General features: G+C 70.8%; 12 protein-coding genes and 1 tRNA gene. 6 read left to right on the top strand and 7 right to left on the bottom strand.

What is annotated here, in order from left to right:
* Nucleotides 1-66: 66 nt before the first annotated feature.
* Entirely contained in the window at nt 67-2,031 is a 1,965-nt protein-coding gene (locus tag OG542_RS06425) for a helix-turn-helix domain-containing protein (RefSeq protein WP_328408988.1), read from the top strand.
* A gap of 84 nt (nt 2,032-2,115) precedes the next feature.
* On the opposite strand, the gene OG542_RS06430 is transcribed toward OG542_RS06425, so the two are convergent.
* Nucleotides 2,116-2,200: transfer RNA gene (locus OG542_RS06430), tRNA-Leu, on the bottom strand.
* A gap of 142 nt (nt 2,201-2,342) precedes the next feature.
* On the opposite strand from OG542_RS06430, the gene OG542_RS06435 reads away from it, so the two are divergent.
* Entirely contained in the window at nt 2,343-3,683 is a 1,341-nt protein-coding gene (locus OG542_RS06435) for a DUF2254 domain-containing protein (RefSeq protein WP_328408990.1), read from the top strand.
* A 63-nt stretch (nt 3,684-3,746) separates the two neighbouring features.
* Here OG542_RS06435 and OG542_RS06440 read toward each other — a convergent pair whose 3' ends face one another.
* From OG542_RS06440 to sucC, 3 genes are read right to left on the bottom strand one after another with little or no spacing between them, the layout of a single operon-like run.
* Nucleotides 3,747-5,288, bottom strand: coding sequence for an aldehyde dehydrogenase family protein (locus OG542_RS06440; RefSeq protein WP_328408992.1), 1,542 nt, complete (start codon nt 5,286-5,288; stop codon nt 3,747-3,749).
* A 39-nt stretch (nt 5,289-5,327) separates the two neighbouring features.
* Entirely contained in the window at nt 5,328-6,227 is a 900-nt protein-coding gene (sucD, locus tag OG542_RS06445) for a succinate--CoA ligase subunit alpha (protein ID WP_328408994.1), read from the bottom strand.
* Between the two features lie 14 nt (nt 6,228-6,241).
* Nucleotides 6,242-7,372, bottom strand: coding sequence for an ADP-forming succinate--CoA ligase subunit beta (sucC, locus tag OG542_RS06450; RefSeq protein ID WP_328408995.1), 1,131 nt, complete (start codon nt 7,370-7,372; stop codon nt 6,242-6,244).
* A gap of 144 nt (nt 7,373-7,516) precedes the next feature.
* Between sucC and OG542_RS06455 the strand changes: the two genes are divergently transcribed.
* From OG542_RS06455 to OG542_RS06470, 4 genes are all read left to right on the top strand, one after another.
* Nucleotides 7,517-9,199: a thiamine pyrophosphate-binding protein gene (locus tag OG542_RS06455; protein ID WP_328408997.1), complete on the top strand. Its 1,683-nt coding sequence runs from the start codon at nt 7,517-7,519 to the stop codon at nt 9,197-9,199.
* 9 nt (nt 9,200-9,208) lie between these two features.
* Nucleotides 9,209-10,450: a formyl-CoA transferase gene (gene frc / locus OG542_RS06460; RefSeq protein WP_328408999.1), complete on the top strand. Its 1,242-nt coding sequence runs from the start codon at nt 9,209-9,211 to the stop codon at nt 10,448-10,450.
* Between the two features lie 4 nt (nt 10,451-10,454).
* Entirely contained in the window at nt 10,455-12,599 is a 2,145-nt protein-coding gene (locus OG542_RS06465) for an acetate--CoA ligase family protein (RefSeq protein WP_328417791.1), read from the top strand.
* Between the two features lie 121 nt (nt 12,600-12,720).
* On the top strand, nt 12,721-14,109 hold the full coding sequence (locus OG542_RS06470) for an OFA family MFS transporter (RefSeq protein WP_328409001.1): 1,389 nt from the start codon (nt 12,721-12,723) through the stop codon (nt 14,107-14,109).
* A 214-nt stretch (nt 14,110-14,323) separates the two neighbouring features.
* On the opposite strand, the gene OG542_RS06475 is transcribed toward OG542_RS06470, so the two are convergent.
* The 3 genes from OG542_RS06475 to eboE form a co-directional block, all read right to left on the bottom strand.
* On the bottom strand, nt 14,324-15,382 hold the full coding sequence (locus OG542_RS06475; RefSeq protein WP_328409003.1) for a sugar phosphate isomerase/epimerase family protein: 1,059 nt from the start codon (nt 15,380-15,382) through the stop codon (nt 14,324-14,326).
* A gap of 80 nt (nt 15,383-15,462) precedes the next feature.
* Complete coding sequence (locus tag OG542_RS06480; protein ID WP_328409005.1) at nt 15,463-16,881, bottom strand: nucleotide pyrophosphatase/phosphodiesterase family protein; 1,419 nt, start codon at nt 16,879-16,881, stop codon at nt 15,463-15,465.
* Nucleotides 16,878-18,047, bottom strand: coding sequence for a metabolite traffic protein EboE (gene eboE / locus OG542_RS06485; protein WP_328409007.1), 1,170 nt, complete (start codon nt 18,045-18,047; stop codon nt 16,878-16,880). The genes OG542_RS06480 and eboE overlap by 4 nt, the downstream gene beginning before the upstream one ends.
* Nucleotides 18,048-18,049 lie beyond the last annotated feature (2 nt).

Below are 18,049 nucleotides of genomic sequence, written 5' to 3' on the forward strand. Positions count from 1 at the left end.
GGGCCGGACGTTCCGGACACGGCAGTTGTTGTCCGTTCAACGGAACCCGATACGGTGGAACATGTCGTGACCACCACAGAGCACACCCCCGCCGCCACCGCCCTCCCCTCGCTGCATGACGCCCGTGAACGCTTCCTGACGGGGCGCCCGTTGCCCGACGGCGTACCGGAGGAGGTCGCCGCGGCGTGGCGACGGGCGCGGTTCTTCGGAGTGCCGCACGACTTGAAGGCCCCGGCAGCCCGTCCGGTACGACCGGTGGAGTCGGCTCTGCTCGACGCCGCCCGCCCGGTGCTCGACCGGATCGTCCCCGCCCTGGGCGCGGGCAGGTCGCTCCTCATGCTGACCGACGAGCGGCTGCGCGTGCTCTGGACGGCGGGGAGCGTGCCCGGACTCGAGACGTGCCCCGTGCTGTCGGAGCAGGAGGTCGGCAACAACAGCGCGGCCCTCGCCCTGCGCACCCGGCGCCGGGCCGAGATGCACGGGCCGGAGCACTACCTCGACCGGTGGCAGGACGTGTCCGCGGTCACCGTCCCGCTGCTCGACCCGGAGAGCTCCCAGGTGCTCGGCACGGTGACCGTCGCCTCGCGGCTGAGCACCGCGCGTACGCCGCACCCGCAGGCGGCCCTCGCCGAGGCCGCCGCGGCCGCGGTCGAGACGGAACTGCGCACACGGGCCGGCCGGGCCGAGCGGGTACTGCTGGACGCGTATCTGCGGGCGACCGGGCCGGACGGGGCACGTGGGGCGGACCTGGCCGTGGTCGCCCTGGACGGCCGCAACCGGCTGGTCAGCGACGCGGCGCAGCGGTTGCTGACACCGGAGGTGCTCGAGGCGCTGGAGCGTACGGCCGTGAGCGTGCGGCGTGGGGGTGGCGCGGGCGGGGCGGAGGGCACCGGGGAAGCCGGGTGCCCCGCGCGACTGGGGGACGGTCCGGTCGAGGCGGAAGGGACCGAGCCCGGCGGGCGCACCGCCCGGCTTGGAGACGGTACGGATGCGGCGGGCGCGACGGAGCCCGGCGAACACACCGCGCGGCTTGCAGACGGTGCGGCTGCGGCGGAAGGGACCGAGCCCGGCGAACGCGCCAGACGGCTCGAAGACGGGGTGAGTGGGCCGGGGGTGATCGAGGGAGCCGGGTGTGCCGCGCGGATCACCCCCGCGCGTCTGGAGGACGGCACGGTCCTCGGGATCGTCGCCGTCCTGGAACCGCTCGGAGATTCCGTACCGTCGGCGCCGGCCTCGCCACGCCCGCCCGTCGCCCTCACCGGCTCCTCGGTCCCGTGGCGGCACGCCGTCGCGCGCGGGGTGGAGCTGGCGCGCTCACCGGAGCCGCTGCTGCTGACCGGTGAGCGTGGCACGGGCAAGTCCGCGCTGGCCCGGGAGTTGCTCGGCCAGGGCCCGGTCCGGGTCGCCGACGCGGCGCGGGACACCGGGCTCGACGGGGCCCTGGCCGCGTGGCCGGGCGACCGGCCGCTCCTGCTGCGGCACGCCGAGCGTCTCGAACAGCCGGGCGTGGCCGCGCTCAACTCCCTGCTCGACACGCACCCTGACACCCGCGTGCTGGTCACGTACACGCCCGGCGCGCAGGTCGGCCCGTGCTTGCAGCGTCTGCTGGACAAACTGTCCGCCCGCTCGGTGACCCTGCCCCCACTGCGCGAACGCGCCGAGGACATCCGGGAACTGCTGCCGGTCCTCGCGCCACGAACGCTGCCCGGACAGCCCCCGCTGACCTGGACCTTGGACGCCCTGCGCGCGCTCGAGCTGCACCCATGGCCCGGGAACGTCACCGAGCTGGCCCATGTCGTCCGGGCCCTGGCGGAGCAGCGGCGGATGTCCGGACCGGTCCGCCGGGCCGAACTCCCGGACGCGGTGCGCGAGGGTCCGGCCGCGCGGCCCCTCAGCCCGATGGAGCACGCCGAGCGCGCCGCGATCCTGGAGGCACTGCGCCGCCACGGCGGCAACAAGGCACGCGCCGCGGCCGCGCTGGGAATCGGCAGGGCGACGCTCTACCGCAAGTTGCGGGGGTATCGGGACTGAGCGATCGGGGCCTTCGGGACTGGCGGACCACGCACAACAGCTCGGGCGGGTCGAGGAGAACCTCGACCCGCCCGAGCCGGTCTGTGTCCGAGGGGGGACTTGAACCCCCACGCCCGATAAAGGGCACTAGCACCTCAAGCTAGCGCGTCTGCCATTCCGCCACCCGGACAAGGTGTCCGTCGCCTGGCCAGGGGTGCTCCCCGCGGCGACATGGACAACAATACCAAGGTTTCGGAGTGCCTTTCACCTGCGTTTCCGTCCGCCTGGCGGGGGTCCGGGACCTCGCGGCCCGATACCCCTAGGGTCGCACCATGAGTGACTGGATGGTTACGCAGAGCCCCGCTCCGGGTCGCCGCCCGCGTGCGCTGTCGCCGCTCCGGGAGCATCTGCGGGACACGTTCTGGTTCGCTCCCACCATGGCCATGGTGAGCGTCTTCGTGGTCTGGGCGGGGGCGCAGATTCTCGACACGGTCATCGTCGACACGCTCCAGGAGGACGGCGACTACGAGACGCTCGACGAGCTGCTGCGGTTCGCGGAGGACGCGAAGGCCGTCGTGACCGTGGTCGGCTCGGCGATGATGACCTTCATCGGTGTGGTCTTCAGCATCTCCCTGGTGGCCGTGCAGATGGCGAGCGGACAGTTCACCCCGCGCGTGGTGCGGCTCTTCGTGCGGAGCCGGATCACCAAGGCGACCTTCGCGGTGTTCCTGGCGACCTTCGTGCTGACCCTGCTGGTCCTGACCTCCTTCGACAGCACCGACGACCCGCGTGCCGTGACGTCGGTGCCGCTCGTGCAGTCGGTCCTCACGCTCTGCATGGTCGCGCTGAGCCTGTTCCTCTTCGTCCTGTACGTGAACACCACCCTGCGGCTGATGCGGATCAGCCATGTCATCGCCCGGATCGCCACGGAGTCCTTCCGGGTGGCCGCCTCGATGCCCGTGCCGACGGGCGGACAGGACGGACAGGACACCGCCCGCCTCGGTTCCGCGACCGCGTGGGTGCCGCACGAGGGCCGGGCGGGTGTGCTGCGGGACGTGCACATCGCGCGGCTGGTGCGGGTGGCGCGCAAACACGGGGTCGTGCTGCGGCTGATCCCGCGGATCGGGGACTTCGTGGTGCCCGGCACACCTGTGCTGGCCGTCCACGGGGGTCCGGCCCCGCCGCGCGGGGCACTGCGCTACACGGCTTCGGTCGGGGTGGAGCGGACCTACCACCAGGATCTCGGCTTCGGACTGCGCCAGTTGTCCGACATCGCGCTGCGCGCCCTGTCGCCCGCGATCAACGATCCGACGACCGCCGTCCAGGCGCTGGACCGCGTCATCCAGTTCCTGGCCTCGCTGAGCCGACGCCCTCTGGACGCCGCCCTGCACCGGGACCGGGCCGGTGCGGTGCGGCTGGTCCAGCCCGTGCCGGGGTGGACCGAGCTGGTGGATCTCGGGTTCACCGAGGTACGGGGGTGCGCCATCGGGAGTCCGCAGGTCTCCCGGCGCATGCTGGCCGGACTGGACGACCTGCTCCTGCTCGTGCCGGCGGAACGGCGGGAGCCGCTGCTGCGCCACCGCGAACTGCTCCGCCAGGCGGTCGACCAGGCCGAACCGTCCCCCTCGGACCGCGCGTTCGCCCTGCGACCGGACCGACAGGGCATCGGCTGAGACCGACGCCGGCGCCACGCTGGATGTCTCATGGCGAACCGGCGTCGGGCATGACACCTCGTCTCACGGCAGGAGCTGGTACTCCGGGAAGTTTCCCGGCAGCCGCTCCCCCGCCGGCCCCCGCGTCACCGCGCGCACCAGCAGCTCGCCGCCGACGAACGCACCGCGCCAGGACGCGCCGAGCCCGCCGAAGAGCTCGTCGCGGTCGCCGCGGGAGCGGGGCCGGCCGTGGCCGACCTTGAAGGCGCGGATGTGCGGGGCGAGCCGCTCGTAAGTGGCCCGGTCGTCGGTGGACAGAGTGGCCACGAGCGCGCCGTTCGAGGCGTTCATCGCGGCGAGCAGCTCCGCCTCCGTGTCGACCAGGACGATCGTGTCGACCGGGCCGAACGGCTCCGCGTGGTGCAGCGGAGAGGACGAGGGCGGATCGAGGAGCGTGACCGGCTGGACGTAGGCCGAGGTGTCCTGGCCGTCCAGGAAGCGGGCGTCGGCCGGGCTGCCGCGGTGCAGTGGCACGGCGCCGCGCTCGATCGCCTCGGCGACCTGGTCCTGGAGATCCTTCGCCTTGGCGGCGTTGATCACCGGCCCGAAGTCCAGCTCGGCGTACGGGTCGTCAGGCTTCTCGACGGCGAGCGGGTGGCCGACCCTGACGTCGCGGACCGCCGGGAGGTACGCCGCCAGGAACGCGTCGAACAGGTGCCGCTGGACGACGAAGCGCGGGTACGCCGTGCAGCGCTGCTTGCCGTAGTCGAAGAGCTTGGGAATCAGCGCGGTGAGCGCGTCCCAGTCCGAGTAGTTCCAGATGCCCCAGGTGTTGAGTCCTTCCTGTTCGAGTACGTGTCGTTTGCCGAGGTCGGCGAGAGCCGTGGCCACCGCGGCGCCGGTGTCGCGGCCGCCGACGAAGGAGACGCAGCCGATCTCGGGCGCCCGCACCAGCGCCTGGGACAGTTCGCCTCCGCTGCCGCTGACGAGGGTCACGGGGATCCCCTCGCGCGCGGCGAGGGCACTGGCCAGGGTCAGGCAGGCGACACCGCCGTCGGTCGGGGTCTTGGCGATGACCGCGTTGCCTGCCAGTGCCTGTACCAGTAATGCGTGAACGAGCACGCTCATCGGGTAGTTCCAGCTGGCGATGTTGGACACCGGGCCGTCGAGCGGGGCCCGTCCGGCGACCATCGGTTCGATGCCGTCGACGTACCAGCGGACCCCGTCGATGGCCCGGTCGACGTCCGCCTGGGCGAGCCGCCAGGGCTTGCCGATCTCCCACACGAGCAGAAGCGCGAGCAGCCGGCGGTGTTCGGTGAGGGCGTCGAGCGTGGCGGCGACGCGGGCCCTGCGCTCCGCCAGGGGGACGTGCCGCCAGGCGCGGTGCTGATCGAGGGCGGCGCGCACGGCCTGGCCGGCGGTGGGCCCGTCCAGGCGCGGTGGACCGGCGATGGGACTGCCGTCGACCGGGCTGACGGCGGGCAGGACCCTGCCGTCCTCCTGCCAGGCGGAGTTCCAGAGGTTGAGGACCCGGTCGTCGCGGAAGGCCTCGGGCGCGACGGCGTGGCAGCGCTGCCACGCGCCGGGCCAGGACGTGCCGGATTTGAGGGTGAGGGTGGGTGCCATGGGGTTGCTCCGCTCTCGGTGCACAGTCGGGGGCGGGAATCAGCCTTGGGTGGACCGCTGTCGTCCTTCGAGACGCGCGAGCACGAGCTTCGCGGTCTCGGTCGGTGTGCTTCCCACGCTCACCCCGACCGCCTCCAGCGCCTCCTTCTTCGCCTGCGCGGTGCCGGACGAGCCGGACACGATCGCGCCCGCGTGGCCCATGGTCTTGCCCTCGGGTGCGGTGAACCCGGCGATGTAGCCGACGACCGGCTTGGTGACCTGCTCGCGGATGTACGCCGCCGCGCGTTCCTCCGCGTCGCCGCCGATCTCGCCGATGAGGACGATCAGTTCGGTGTCGGGGTCGTTCTGGAAGGCGGCGAGGCAGTCGATGTGCGTGGTGCCGACGACCGGGTCACCGCCGATACCGACGCACGTGGAGAAGCCGATGTCGCGCAGCTCGTACATGAGCTGGTACGTCAGCGTGCCCGACTTGGAGACCAGGCCGATACGGCCCGGCTTGGTGATGTCGGCCGGGATGATGCCCGCGTTGGACTGGCCGGGGGTGATGAGGCCCGGGCAGTTGGGGCCTACGACACGCGTGCCCTTCTCCTTGGCGTACGCGGTGAAGGCGACGGAGTCGTGGACGGGGATGCCCTCGGTGATGACGACCGCGAGGGCGATGCCCGCGTCGGCGGCTTCGACGACGGCCGCCTTGGCGAAGGCGGGCGGTACGAAGACGACGGTGACGTCCGCCCCGGTCGCGCGCATGCCCTCGGCGACCGAGCCGAAGACCGGCACGGCACGGTCGTCGAAGTCGACCGTGCGGCCCGCCTTGCGCGGGTTGACTCCGCCGACGACGTTCGTGCCGGCCGCGAGCATGCGCCGGGTGTGCTTCATGCCCTCACCGCCGGTCATGCCCTGGACGAGGACCTTGCTCTCCTTGGTGAGGTAGATGGCCATGGTGTTCCCTCTCCTCAGGCCGCGATGGCGAGTTCGGCGGCGCGGCGGGCGGCGTCGTCCATGGTGGTGACCTGCTGGACCAGCGGATGCGCGTGCTCGTCGAGGACGGCCCGGCCCCGGGCCGCGTTGTTGCCGTCGAGGCGCACGACGAGCGGTTTGGTCAGCCGGACGGTGTCCAGGGCCCGGACGATGCCGTCGGCGACCGCGTCGCAGGCGGTGATCCCGCCGAAGACATTGACGAAGACGGACTTCACGGCCGGGTCGGTGAGGATCAACGACAGTCCGTCCGCCATGATCTGGGCGCTCGCTCCGCCGCCGATGTCGAGGAAGTTGGCGGGGCGTGCGCCGCAGCCCGCGACCACGTCCAGAGTCGACATGACGAGTCCGGCGCCGTTGCCGATGATGCCGACCTCGCCGTCGAGCTTGACGTAGTTGAGGCCCTTGGCGGCGGCCGCCGCCTCCAGCGGGTCGTCGTGGGCCGCGGCCTCCGCGCCCCAGCGGGCCTGCCGGAAACGGGCGTTGCCGTCAAGGGTGACCTTGCCGTCGAGGGCCATGATCCGGCCCCCTTCGGTGCGGACGAGGGGGTTCACCTCGACGAGGAGGGCGTCCTCCCGGACCACCACGTCCCACAGCCGTACGAGGACGTCGACGCACTGCGGCGGCAGCCCGGCCGCCTGGGTGATCGCGCCCGCCTTCGCCGAGGTCACGCCCTCGGCGGGGTCGACGGGGATGCGCGCCACGGCCTCGGGGCGGGTGGCGGCGACCTCCTCGATGTCCATGCCGCCCTCCGCGGAGGCGATCGCGAGGAAGCGGCCCGCCGCGCGGTCGAGGACGTAGGAGACGTAGAACTCCTTCTCGACAGCGACGGGTTGGGCGAGCATGACCGTGCCGACCGTGTGGCCCTTGATGTCCATGCCGAGGATCTGGCGTGCGGTCAGCTCCGCCGCGGCCGGGTCGGCGGCGAGCTTCACACCGCCCGCCTTGCCACGCCCACCGGTCTTCACCTGTGCCTTGACGACGACACGACCGCCGAGCCTGCGCGCGATCCCGCGTGCCTCCTTGGGCGAGTCGGTGACCTCGGCCCTCGGCACCAAGATGCCGTGTTCTTCGAAGAGTTCCCTTGCCTGGTGTTCGTACAGGTCCATTTCCGGCTCCTGACTGAAAGTGCCGCACGCCCCCTGGACACCACCCACCGGATGCGGGATAACAAGCTTCATACAGTATTCGTCGACTGTATGCAATGTACCGCGAGCCGTTCCAACCCCCCTACGAAGGGACAGGACTTCGCCATGCCCGACGACACCCAAGACGTGATTTCCGGTGGTCATCTCGTAGCCAAGGCGCTGAAGGCCGAGGGGGTCGACCGCATCTACACGCTGTGCGGCGGCCACATCATCGACATCTACGACGGCTGCGTCGACGAGGGCATCGAAGTCGTCGACGTACGCCACGAACAGGTCGCCGCGCACGCCGCCGACGGTTACGCCCGCATCACCGGCAAGCCCGGCTGCGCGGTGGTCACCGCGGGCCCGGGAACGACCGACGCCGTCACCGGTGTCGCCAACGCCTTCCGGGCGGAATCCCCCATGCTGCTGATCGGCGGTCAGGGGGCCCTCACCCAGCACAAGATGGGGTCCCTTCAGGACTTGCCGCACGTCGACATGATGAGCCCCATCACCAAGTTCGCTGCGGCCGTGCCGGACACGGCACGCGCGGCGGACATGGTGTCCATGGCGTTCCGCGAGTGCTTCCACGGCGCGCCCGGTCCCTCCTTCCTGGAGATCCCGCGTGACGTACTGGACGCCAAAGTGCCCTCGGCCAAGGCACGCGTGCCCCAGCCCGGCGCCTACCGCGCCTCGACCCGCTCGGCCGGCGACCCCGAGGCGATCGAGAAGCTCGCCGACCTGCTGGTGCACGCCGAGAAGCCGGCCATCCTGCTCGGCAGCCAGGTGTGGACGACCCGGGGCACCAAGTCCGCCATCGATCTGGTGCGCACGCTGAACATCCCGGCGTACATGAACGGCGCCGGCCGCGGCACCCTCCCGCCCGGCGACCCGCACCACTTCCAGCTCTCCCGGCGGTACGCCTTCTCCAACGCCGACGTCATCGTCATCGTCGGTACGCCCTTCGACTTCCGGATGGGCTACGGCAAGCGGCTGTCGCCCGAGGCGACCGTCGTGCAGATCGACCTCGACTACCGCACGGTCGGCAAGAACCGCGACATCGACCTCGGCATCGTGGGCGACGCGGGGCTCGTGCTGAAGTCGGTGACCGAGGCGGCCTCCGGGCGCGTCAACGGAGGGGCGTCGAAGCGCAAGGAATGGCTGGACGAACTGCGGGCGGCCGAGCAGACCGCTCTGGAGAAGCGGCTGCCGAGCCTGAGGTCGGACGCCTCGCCCATCCACCCGTACCGGCTGGTCAGCGAGATCAACGACTTCCTCACCGAGGACTCGATCTACATCGGCGACGGCGGCGACATCGTCACCTTCTCCGGGCAGGTCGTGCAGCCCAAGTCACCCGGGCACTGGATGGACCCGGGGCCCCTGGGCACACTCGGCGTCGGCGTCCCCTTCGTGCTCGCGGCCAAGCAGGCACGGCCCGACAAGGAGGTGGTCGCGCTCTTCGGCGACGGCGCGTTCTCCCTCACCGGCTGGGACTTCGAGACTCTCGTCCGCTACGACCTCCCCTTCGTCGGCATCGTCGGCAACAACTCCTCCATGAACCAGATCCGCTACGGCCAGGCCGCCAAGTACGGCAAGGACCGCGAGCGGGTCGGCAACACCCTCGGCGACGTCCACTACGACAAGTTCGCCCAGATGCTGGGCGGTTACGGCGAGGAGGTCCGCGACCCCGCCGACATCGGCCCGGCCCTGAGGCGCGCCCGCGAGTCGGGCAAGCCGTCCCTGATCAACGTCTGGGTCGACCCCGACGCGTACGCCCCCGGAACCATGAACCAGACCATGTACAAGTGAGGTGCCCCGATGACCGCTCCGTCCACCAAGGCCCTCGAAGGCATCCGCGTCCTGGACATGACCCACGTCCAGTCCGGGCCCTCCGCGACCCAGCTGCTCGCCTGGCTCGGCGCGGACGTCGTCAAGCTGGAGGCGCCGACCGGTGACATCACGCGCAAGCAGCTGCGTGACCTGCCCGACGTCGACTCCCTGTACTTCACGATGCTCAACTGCAACAAGCGCAGCATCACCCTCAACACCAAGACCGAGCGCGGCAAGGAGATCCTCACCGAGCTGATCCGGCGCTCTGACGTCATGGTCGAGAACTTCGGACCGGGCGCGGTCGACCGGATGGGCTTCACCTGGGACCGCATCCAGGAGATCAATCCACGGATCGTCTATGCCTCCATCAAGGGGTTCGGCGAGGGCCCGTACACCAACTTCAAGGCGTACGAGGTCGTCGCGCAGGCCATGGGCGGGTCGATGTCGACCACCGGTTTCGAGGACGGGCCGCCGCTGGCGACGGGAGCCCAGATCGGGGACTCGGGGACGGGGGTGCACGCCGTGGCGGGGATTCTCGCGGCGCTGTACCAGCGGGAGAACACCGGGCGTGGTCAGCGGGTCAACGTGGCCATGCAGCATGCCGTCCTCAACCTCTGCCGGGTGAAGCTGAGGGATCAGCAGCGGCTGTCACATGGCCCGCTCCGTGAATATCCCAACGAGGACTTCGGCGACGAGGTTCCCAGGTCCGGAAACGCGTCCGGCGGCGGCCAGCCCGGCTGGGCGGTCAAGTGCGCGCCGGGCGGCCCGAACGACTACGTGTACGTCATCGTGCAGCCCGTCGGCTGGCAGCCGCTCAGCGAGCTGATCGGCCGGCCGGAACTGGCCGAGGACCCCGAGTGGGCGACGCCCGAGGCGCGGCTGCCCAAGCTGAACAAGATGTTCCAGCTGATCGAGGAGTGGTCTTCGACGCTGCCCAAGTGGGAGGTGCTGGAGCGGCTCAACGCGCACAACATTCCGTGCGGGCCGATCCTGTCCACGAGGGAGATCATCGAGGACCGGTCGCTGGTCGCCAACGAGATGGTCGTCACCGTCCCGCACCCGCAGCGGGGCGAGTTCGTGACCGTCGGCAGCCCGCTCAAGCTGTCCGACTCCCCCGTCGAGGTGACCGGTTCACCGCTGCTCGGCGAGCACAACGAAGAGGTCTACGTCGGCGAACTCGGCCTCGGCGACGAGGAAGTGCGCCTGCTCAAGTCGAACGGAGTGATCTGACGTGATGGCCGAAGACCGGATCCTGCGGGTGCGCGGCCTCCTCGACTCCGTGCGGGCCGAGGGGCGGGCCGCGCTGACCGCGCCCGAGGGCAAGGTGATCGCCGACGCGTACGGGATCGCCGTACCGGGCGAGGAGCTGGCGACCGACGTCGAAGAGGCCGTGGCTTTCGCGGCGCGCTTCGGCGGGCCCGTCGTGATGAAGATCGTCTCGCCGGACATCCTGCACAAGACCGACGCCGGCGGGGTCATCGTCGGCGTCGAGGGCGCCGCCGACGTACGGGCCGCGTTCCACACCATCATCGACAACGCGCGTGCCTACGACACGGATGCCCGCATCCAGGGTGTGCAGGTGCAGGAGCTGCTGCCCAAGGGGCAGGAGGTCATCGTCGGCGCGGTCACGGACCCGACGTTCGGGAAGGTGGTCGCGTTCGGGCTCGGCGGGGTGCTCGTCGAGGTCCTCAAGGACGTCACCTTCCGGCTCGCCCCGGTGGACGCCGACGAGGCGCTGTCGATGCTGGACTCGATCCGGTCGGCGGAGATCCTGCGCGGGGTGCGCGGCCAGGCGGGCGTGGACCGGTGGGCCGTGGCCGAGCAGATCCGCCGGGTGTCCGAACTCGTCGCGGACTTCCCGGAGATCGCCGAGGTGGACCTCAATCCGGTGATCGCGACGGCGGAGGGGGCCGTCGCGGCCGACATCCGGGTGATCCTCGCCGAGTCGCAGCCCGCGCCGCGCCGGAAGTACTCGAGGGACGAGATCCTCGCGTCCATGCGCCGGCTGATGCAGCCGAACTCGGTCGCCGTGATCGGCGCCTCCAACGAACAGGGCAAGATCGGCAACTCCGTGATGCGCAACCTCGTCGACGGGGGCTTCGCCGGGGACATCCACCCGGTGAATCCCAAGGCCGATGACATCCTGGGCCGCAAGGCGTACAAGAGTGTCACGGACGTTCCCGGTGAGGTGGATGTGGCGGTCTTCGCGATCCCCGCCAAGTTCGTGGCCTCGGCCTTGGAGGAGGTGGGACGCAAGAAGATCCCGAACGCCGTGCTGATCCCCTCCGGCTTCGCGGAGACCGGCGAGCACGAACTCCAGGCGGAGATCGTGGAGATCGCCGAGCGGCACGGCGTACGGCTGCTGGGGCCGAACATCTACGGCTACTACTCGACCTGGCAGGACCTGTGCGCCACGTTCTGCACGCCGTACGACGTCAAGGGCGGGGTCGCGCTGACCTCGCAGTCGGGCGGCATCGGGATGGCGATCCTGGGGTTCGCGCGCACCACCAAGACAGGTGTGTCGGCGATCGTGGGGCTCGGCAACAAGTCGGACCTGGACGAGGACGACCTGCTGACCTGGTTCGGGGAGGACCCGCACACCGACTGCATCGCGATGCACCTGGAGGACCTCAAGGACGGGCGCGCGTTCGTGGAGGCCGCGCGGGCGACCGTGCCGAAGAAGCCGGTGGTCGTGCTGAAGGCGGGGCGTACGGCGGCGGGCGCGAAGGCGGCCGGTTCGCACACCGGTGCCCTGGCGGGCGACGACGCCGTGTACGACGACATCCTGCGGCAGGCCGGGGTCATCCGGGCCCCTGGGCTGAACGAGATGCTGGAGTACGCGCGCGCGTTGCCGGTGCTTCCCGCCCCCCAGGGCGACAACGTCGTGATCATCACGGGGGCCGGGGGCAGCGGCGTACTGCTCTCGGACGCGGTGACGGACAACGGGCTGTCGCTGATGGAGATCCCGCCCGATCTGGACGAGGCGTTCCGGAAGTTCATCCCGCCCTTCGGGGCCGCGGGCAACCCGGTGGACATCACCGGGGGCGAGCCGCCGTCGACGTACGAGGCGACGATCCGGCTGGGGATGGAGGACCCGCGCATCCACGCGCTCGTCCTCGGCTACTGGCACACCATCGTCACACCTCCCATGGTCTTCGCGGAGCTCACGGCGCGCGTGGTGGCCGAGTTCCGGGAGCGGGGCGTCGAGAAGCCGGTCGTGGCGTCGCTCGCGGGTGATGTGGAGGTCGAGGAGGCCTGCCAGTACCTCTTCGAGCGCGGGGTCGTGGCGTACCCGTACACGACCGAGAAGCCGGTGGCCGTGCTAGGCGCCAAGTACCGCTGGGCGCGGGAGGCGGGAGTGCTGGGGGGCGGTACATGAGGTGAGGGAGCGGGGGCCGGCCGACGGTGCGCGCCGGCCGGCCCCGGGACCCGTACGCGCACGAAAGGCATGGGACAGGGGGCGCTGGCCAGATCTTTCGACGCAAGGGGTGCGACACGACATGACAACGACCGATCTGCCCACAACGGTTCCCTACCGGGAGGTCACCGACGCGAACGGTCGCGTCTACCGCCTCGGTGAGACCGACATCGACATCATGGGGCGCAAGCGCAAGTGGATGGTGATCCTGCCCTGGATCGGCATGATGGGCATCTCCTCCGCCGAGTACGCGTTCGCGTCCGCCGAGGACACCCTGCACACGGCACACAGCTGGAACAGCATGCACATCTTCTGGATGATGACCGTCTGGGTCTTCTTCCAGGCCGCGGTGGCCTTCCCTGCGGGCAAGCTGCGTGAGAGCGGAAAACTGCCGGCCCGCTGGGCCATGATGCTCGGCGCCACCGGCACGCTGCTGGGCTACCTGTCCCTCGCCTTCGCGCCGCACGTGGTCTTCGCCTACATCGGCTTCAGCATGTTCAGCGGCATGGGCGCGGGCATGGTGTACGCCACTTGCGTCAACATGGTCGGCAAGTGGTACCCGGAGCGCAAGGGCGGCAAGACCGGCTTCGTCAACGGCGGTTTCGCCTACGGCTCGGTGCCCTTCGTCTTCCTCTTCAACGGCTACATGGACCTGACCAACTTCCGCTGGGTGCTGGTCTCGGTGGGTGTGTTCCTGGCCGGAATGGTCGCGTGCTCCGGCTACTTCTTCAAAGACCCGCCGAAGAACTGGTGGCCCTCCACGATCGACCCGCTGAATCCGCCGGATGACCCGCGCGCGGCCCGCTCGCTGCGGATGAACCCGCCGGCGGTGCGCCAGTACTCCCCCAAGGAGGCGTGGAAGACCGGCCGGGTGGCCCTGATGTGGTTCTGCCTGGCGTGTACGTCCGGCGTGAACATCTTCGGTATCGCCTTCCAGGTGGAGATCGGCGAGCAGGCCGGATTCGCGGGCGGGATCGTCGCCACGGCCATGTCGCTGAAGGCCATCGTCAACGGCACCGGCCGCGGTGTCATCGGCTGGCTCTCCGACCTGTACGGCCGCAAGCGGTGCCTGCTCGTCGTATGCGTGATCCTGGGCCTGTCCCAGTACGGCATCCTCTGGTCGGCGAACGCCGAGAACCTTCCGCTGTTCCTGGTCTTCTCCTCGATCTCCGGTTTCGGCGGCGGCGCCATCTTCCCGATGTTCGCGGCACTCACCGCCGACTACTTCGGTGAGAACAACAACGCGTCCAACTACGGCATGGTCTACAGCGCCAAGCTCGTCTCCGGCCTGGGCGCCGGCATGGGTGCCGTGGTCGTCGGCGCCTGGGGGCACTCCGGTGCCTTCATCCTGGCCGGCTCCATCTCCCTCTTCGCCGGCTGCGTGGCGGTGTTCCTGACCCCGCCGGGACGCGACAAGAAGACGGGCCGCATCACCCCCAACCCACAACCGCTGGGCGAGGACACGACCTGACATGACGTCGGATCCGACCGCGGCACGCAGACCGTGCGCACCGTCCGCCGTGCACCGTCCCCATCGTCGAACGACCGACTGCCACCCCCGCGTCCACCGCCTCGGCGGGACGGGCTGGGACGTCCCGGGCCGGACGCGGCCCGTGGGCTGACCGTCCCCACGTGAGGAGGCCCTTCCCCAGCTGGGGAAGGGCCTCCTCACGTTTCCGGGATCGTCAGCACTTCTCCCGCAGGGAGTGCAGGTGCGCGCTGGAGCGGCGTGCGAACGTGAAGGACTCGGTCGGGTTGTCGTGCTCGGCCTGCCAGTGGTGGGCCATGCGGTGGCCGCGCAGCCGGGTGACGGCGGAGATGAACCGCTGGTAGTCGATGTCGCCGTCGCCCACGTCGGTCATGTTGTAGCCGTACGGGTTCGACGGGTCGCTCTCGCCGTCCTTCACGTGGAACAGCGGGTAGCGGTCGGGCCGCCTGAGGACGTAGTTCAGCGGTTCGAACGGCGCGGGTGTGCCGTCGGGCCGCTTGGAGAAGCGGAACTGGCCGACGTACGCCCAGTAGATGTCCATCTCCAGGTAGACGAGGTCCGGGTCGGTCTCCTTGAGCAGGATGTCGTAGAGACGGACCTTGGGGTTGTCCGTGGCGAAGGAGAACTCCTCGGAGTGGTTGTGCTGGTAGAACTTCATGCCTCTGGCCTTCGCGGCAGCGCCGTAGGTGTTGAAGTCCTCGGCGGCGCGCTTCCAGGCGTCGACGGTGGAGCCGTAGCGGAACGGGCCCGCGGCCGTGCCGATGTGCTTGAGGCCGAGGGCCTGGGCGTCGTCGAGGACCTTGGTGAGGTTCTGGGCGAAGGTGTAGGCGCCCGGGTCGTTGGAGTAGTAGCCGACGTGGCTGCCGATCGGGTTCAGGCCGTGGTTCCGTGCCAGCCGCTTGAGCTGGGCGAGCGTGATGGGGCCCGCGGAGCCCTGGGTGTAGCCGGCGAACTCGACCTCGTCGTAGCCGTATCGCTCCAGTTCGGCGAAGACGGGGCCGAAGCCGAGGGTGGAGACCTTGTCGCGCAGGCTGTAGAGCTGGATACCCAGGCGGCCGGGCGGCAGCACGGGCCGGCCGCGGCCCTTGGCGCCGGACGCGGTGCCGGTGGCGCCCGTCGCGTTGCCGGTGGCGGCGGTCGCGGGGGCCGCGGCACCGAGCAGGGCGGCGGCGGTGGCGCCGGCGGCCACGCCGAGCATGCCGCGTCTGCTGAGGCGGTGGGTGAGCTCGGGATCGGGCTGGGAGAAGCGGCTCATGCGTGGAACTCCTCGTGATCGCGGGGCGTTGTCAGTGGTGAGTGCTTCACTTGTGACCAGTCGGGACTGAGGTTCTGTCCTCAGCCGAGACCGGCGAGTTCGAGCAGCAGTGACTTCACATCGGTGGCCGCGACGCGGTCGCCGACAGCACGGGGGGTGGAGCAGATGAGGAGCGGACCGTCGTCGTCGCTCGCCGGAAGGCGGCCGTGGCTGCCGCGAATAGGTGAGGGGTCCAGGGGCACGACCGCCATGCGGTAGCGCATGCCGAGCTTCTTGCGCGCCAGTGCGGTTGCCGCCTTGACCTTGACGTAGGGGTCGAGGGGATCCATGAAGAGTTCGACCGGGTCGTAGCCGGGTTTGCGGTGGATCTCGACGAGTCGCGCGAAGTCGGGCGCCTGGGCATCGTCGAGCCAGTAGTAGTACGTGAACCAGGCGTCGCGTTCCGCCACGGCGACGAGTTCGCCGGCGCGCGGATGGTCGAGGTGATGGGCCTTCTTGCCTTCGTCGTCGAGGAGTTGGCCGAGGCCGGGCAGCCCGTCGAGGGCGGCCCGGGTGGCGTCGAGGTCCTCGGGGCGGCGCACGTAGACGTGGGCGATCTGGTGGTCGGCGACCGCGAAGGCCCGGGACGCCATTGGGTCCAGGTACTCCATGCCGTCCTGGGTGTGCACCTCCAGGAGGCCGGCGCGGCGCAGAGCGCGGTTGATGTCGACGGGCCGGTTCACGCGGGTGATGCCGTACTCGGACAGTGCGACGACCGTGCGGCCCTCGGCGAGGGCGTCGTCCAGGAGCGGGGCCAGGGCGGCGTCCAGGTCGGTGGCCGCCTTCAGGGAGCGCGGGTCGTCGGGGCCGAAGCGCTGCAGGTCGTAGTCGAGGTGAGGGAGGTAGCAGAGCGTCAGATCGGGGTGCCGGGTGCGGATGATGTGGCGGGTCGCGTCGATGATCCACCGGCTGGAGACGAGGTCGGCTCCGGGACCCCAGAAGTGGAAGAGGGGGAACGTGCCGAGTTTGTCGGTGAGTTCGTCGTGCAGCGCGGCCGGCCTGGTGTAGCAGTCGGGTTCCTTGCGGCCGTCGGCGTAGTAGACCGGGCGGGGGGTGACGGTGAAGTCGGTGTCGGCGCCCATGGCGTACCACCAGCAGATGTTCGCGACGGTGTAGCCGGGGTGGGCGCGGCGGGCGGCGTCCCAGAGCTTGTCGCCGGCCACGAGCCCGTTGTGCTGGCGCCACAGGAGGACGTCGCCGAGTTCGCGGAAGTACCAGCCGTTGCCGACGATGCCGTGCTCGGAGGGCATGGTGCCGGTGAGGAAGGTGGACTGGGCGGCGCAGGTGACGGCGGGCAGGACGGTGCCCAGCGGGGCGCGGGAGCCGGACTGGCCGAGTGCCTTGAGGTGGGGCATGTGGTCGAGGAGCCGGGGGGTGAGGCCGACGACGTCGAGGACGAGGAGGGGTGTGGGGCCTGCCGGGGCCGGGTGGGTGCCCGGGGCGGAGGGGTGGGCGCTCACGGCAGCTCCTTCAGGCCGAGGTCCGTCAGCAGGTCGCGGGCGAGGGTAAGTTCGGCGGCGATGCCCTCGGCGAGCTGGGAGCGGCCCCGGGGGCGCAGCTCGGGCGGGAGGGCCTGCCAGGTGTAGGTCTCGACCTCCAGGTGGCGGGTGAGCGGGGCCGGGCCGCCGACGAGCCGGGTCAGTGCGGTCCTCAGGACCGGGAGTGTGGAGGTGAGGGGCGCGGCGGGGGCCGCGTGCAGGGGGACGTGGAAGTGGGCGCGCCAGGGTGCGCCGTCCGGCAGGGCGTGGCCCCCGAGGGCCTCGTCGAGGTCGTCGGTGGCGCGCAGGCCGGCAGCGGTGGCGGTACGGGTCTGGTGCAGGAAGCGGGGTTCGGCGAACGCGGAGAGGGCCTCGCGGACCTCGGGCAGATGGGGGTGTTCGGCGTGCAGGGCGGCGGACAGCTGGGATTTGACGACGGGGACGCGGGCCTCGGTGAGGGCGTCCAGCGCGGTGTCCGGATCTTCGAAGGAGGTGGCGAGATGGCAGGTGTCGACGCAGATGCCGATGCGGTCGTGGGCGATCGCGGTGAGCGGGGCGATGGCGTCGCGGGTGGTCTCGACGACGCAGCCGGGTTCCGGTTCCAAGCCGACGCGGATGGAGCGGCCGGTCAGTTCCTCGATGGCGTCGAGGCGTTGGGCAAGGGTGCGCAGGGCGGTGCGGGCGGTCTCCGCGCGCTCGTCGTCGTACGCGGTGCGCCAGGCGAGGGGCAGGGTGGAGATGGTGCCCTCGGCCACGTCGTCGGGGAGAAGCCCTGCGAGGACCCGGGCCAGGGCGCTGGTGTGGTCGAGGCGTTCCGGGTCGGCCCAGTCCGGCTTGTAGACGCGGTACTTGACCTCTTCGGCGCCGAAGCCCTCGTAGGGGAAGCCGTTGAGGGTGACGACCTCGAGGCCGCGCCGGTCGAGTTCGGTGCGCAGGCCGCGCAGTGCGGAGGGGTCGGTGACGAGAGCGTGGGCGGCGTCCTTGGCGAGCCACAGCCCGATCCCGAGCCGGTCGCGGCCCAGGCGGCGGCGGACGGGCTCGCAGTGGTCGCGGAGCTGGGCGAGGACCCCGTCGAGGGTTTCGGCGGGGTGGACGTTGGTGCAGTAGGCGAGGTGGACGATGGACCCGTCGGGGTGGCGGAAGCGCATGG

Source organism: Streptomyces violaceus (genome assembly GCF_036014075.1).
Taxonomy (GTDB): domain Bacteria; phylum Actinomycetota; class Actinomycetes; order Streptomycetales; family Streptomycetaceae; genus Streptomyces; species Streptomyces violaceus.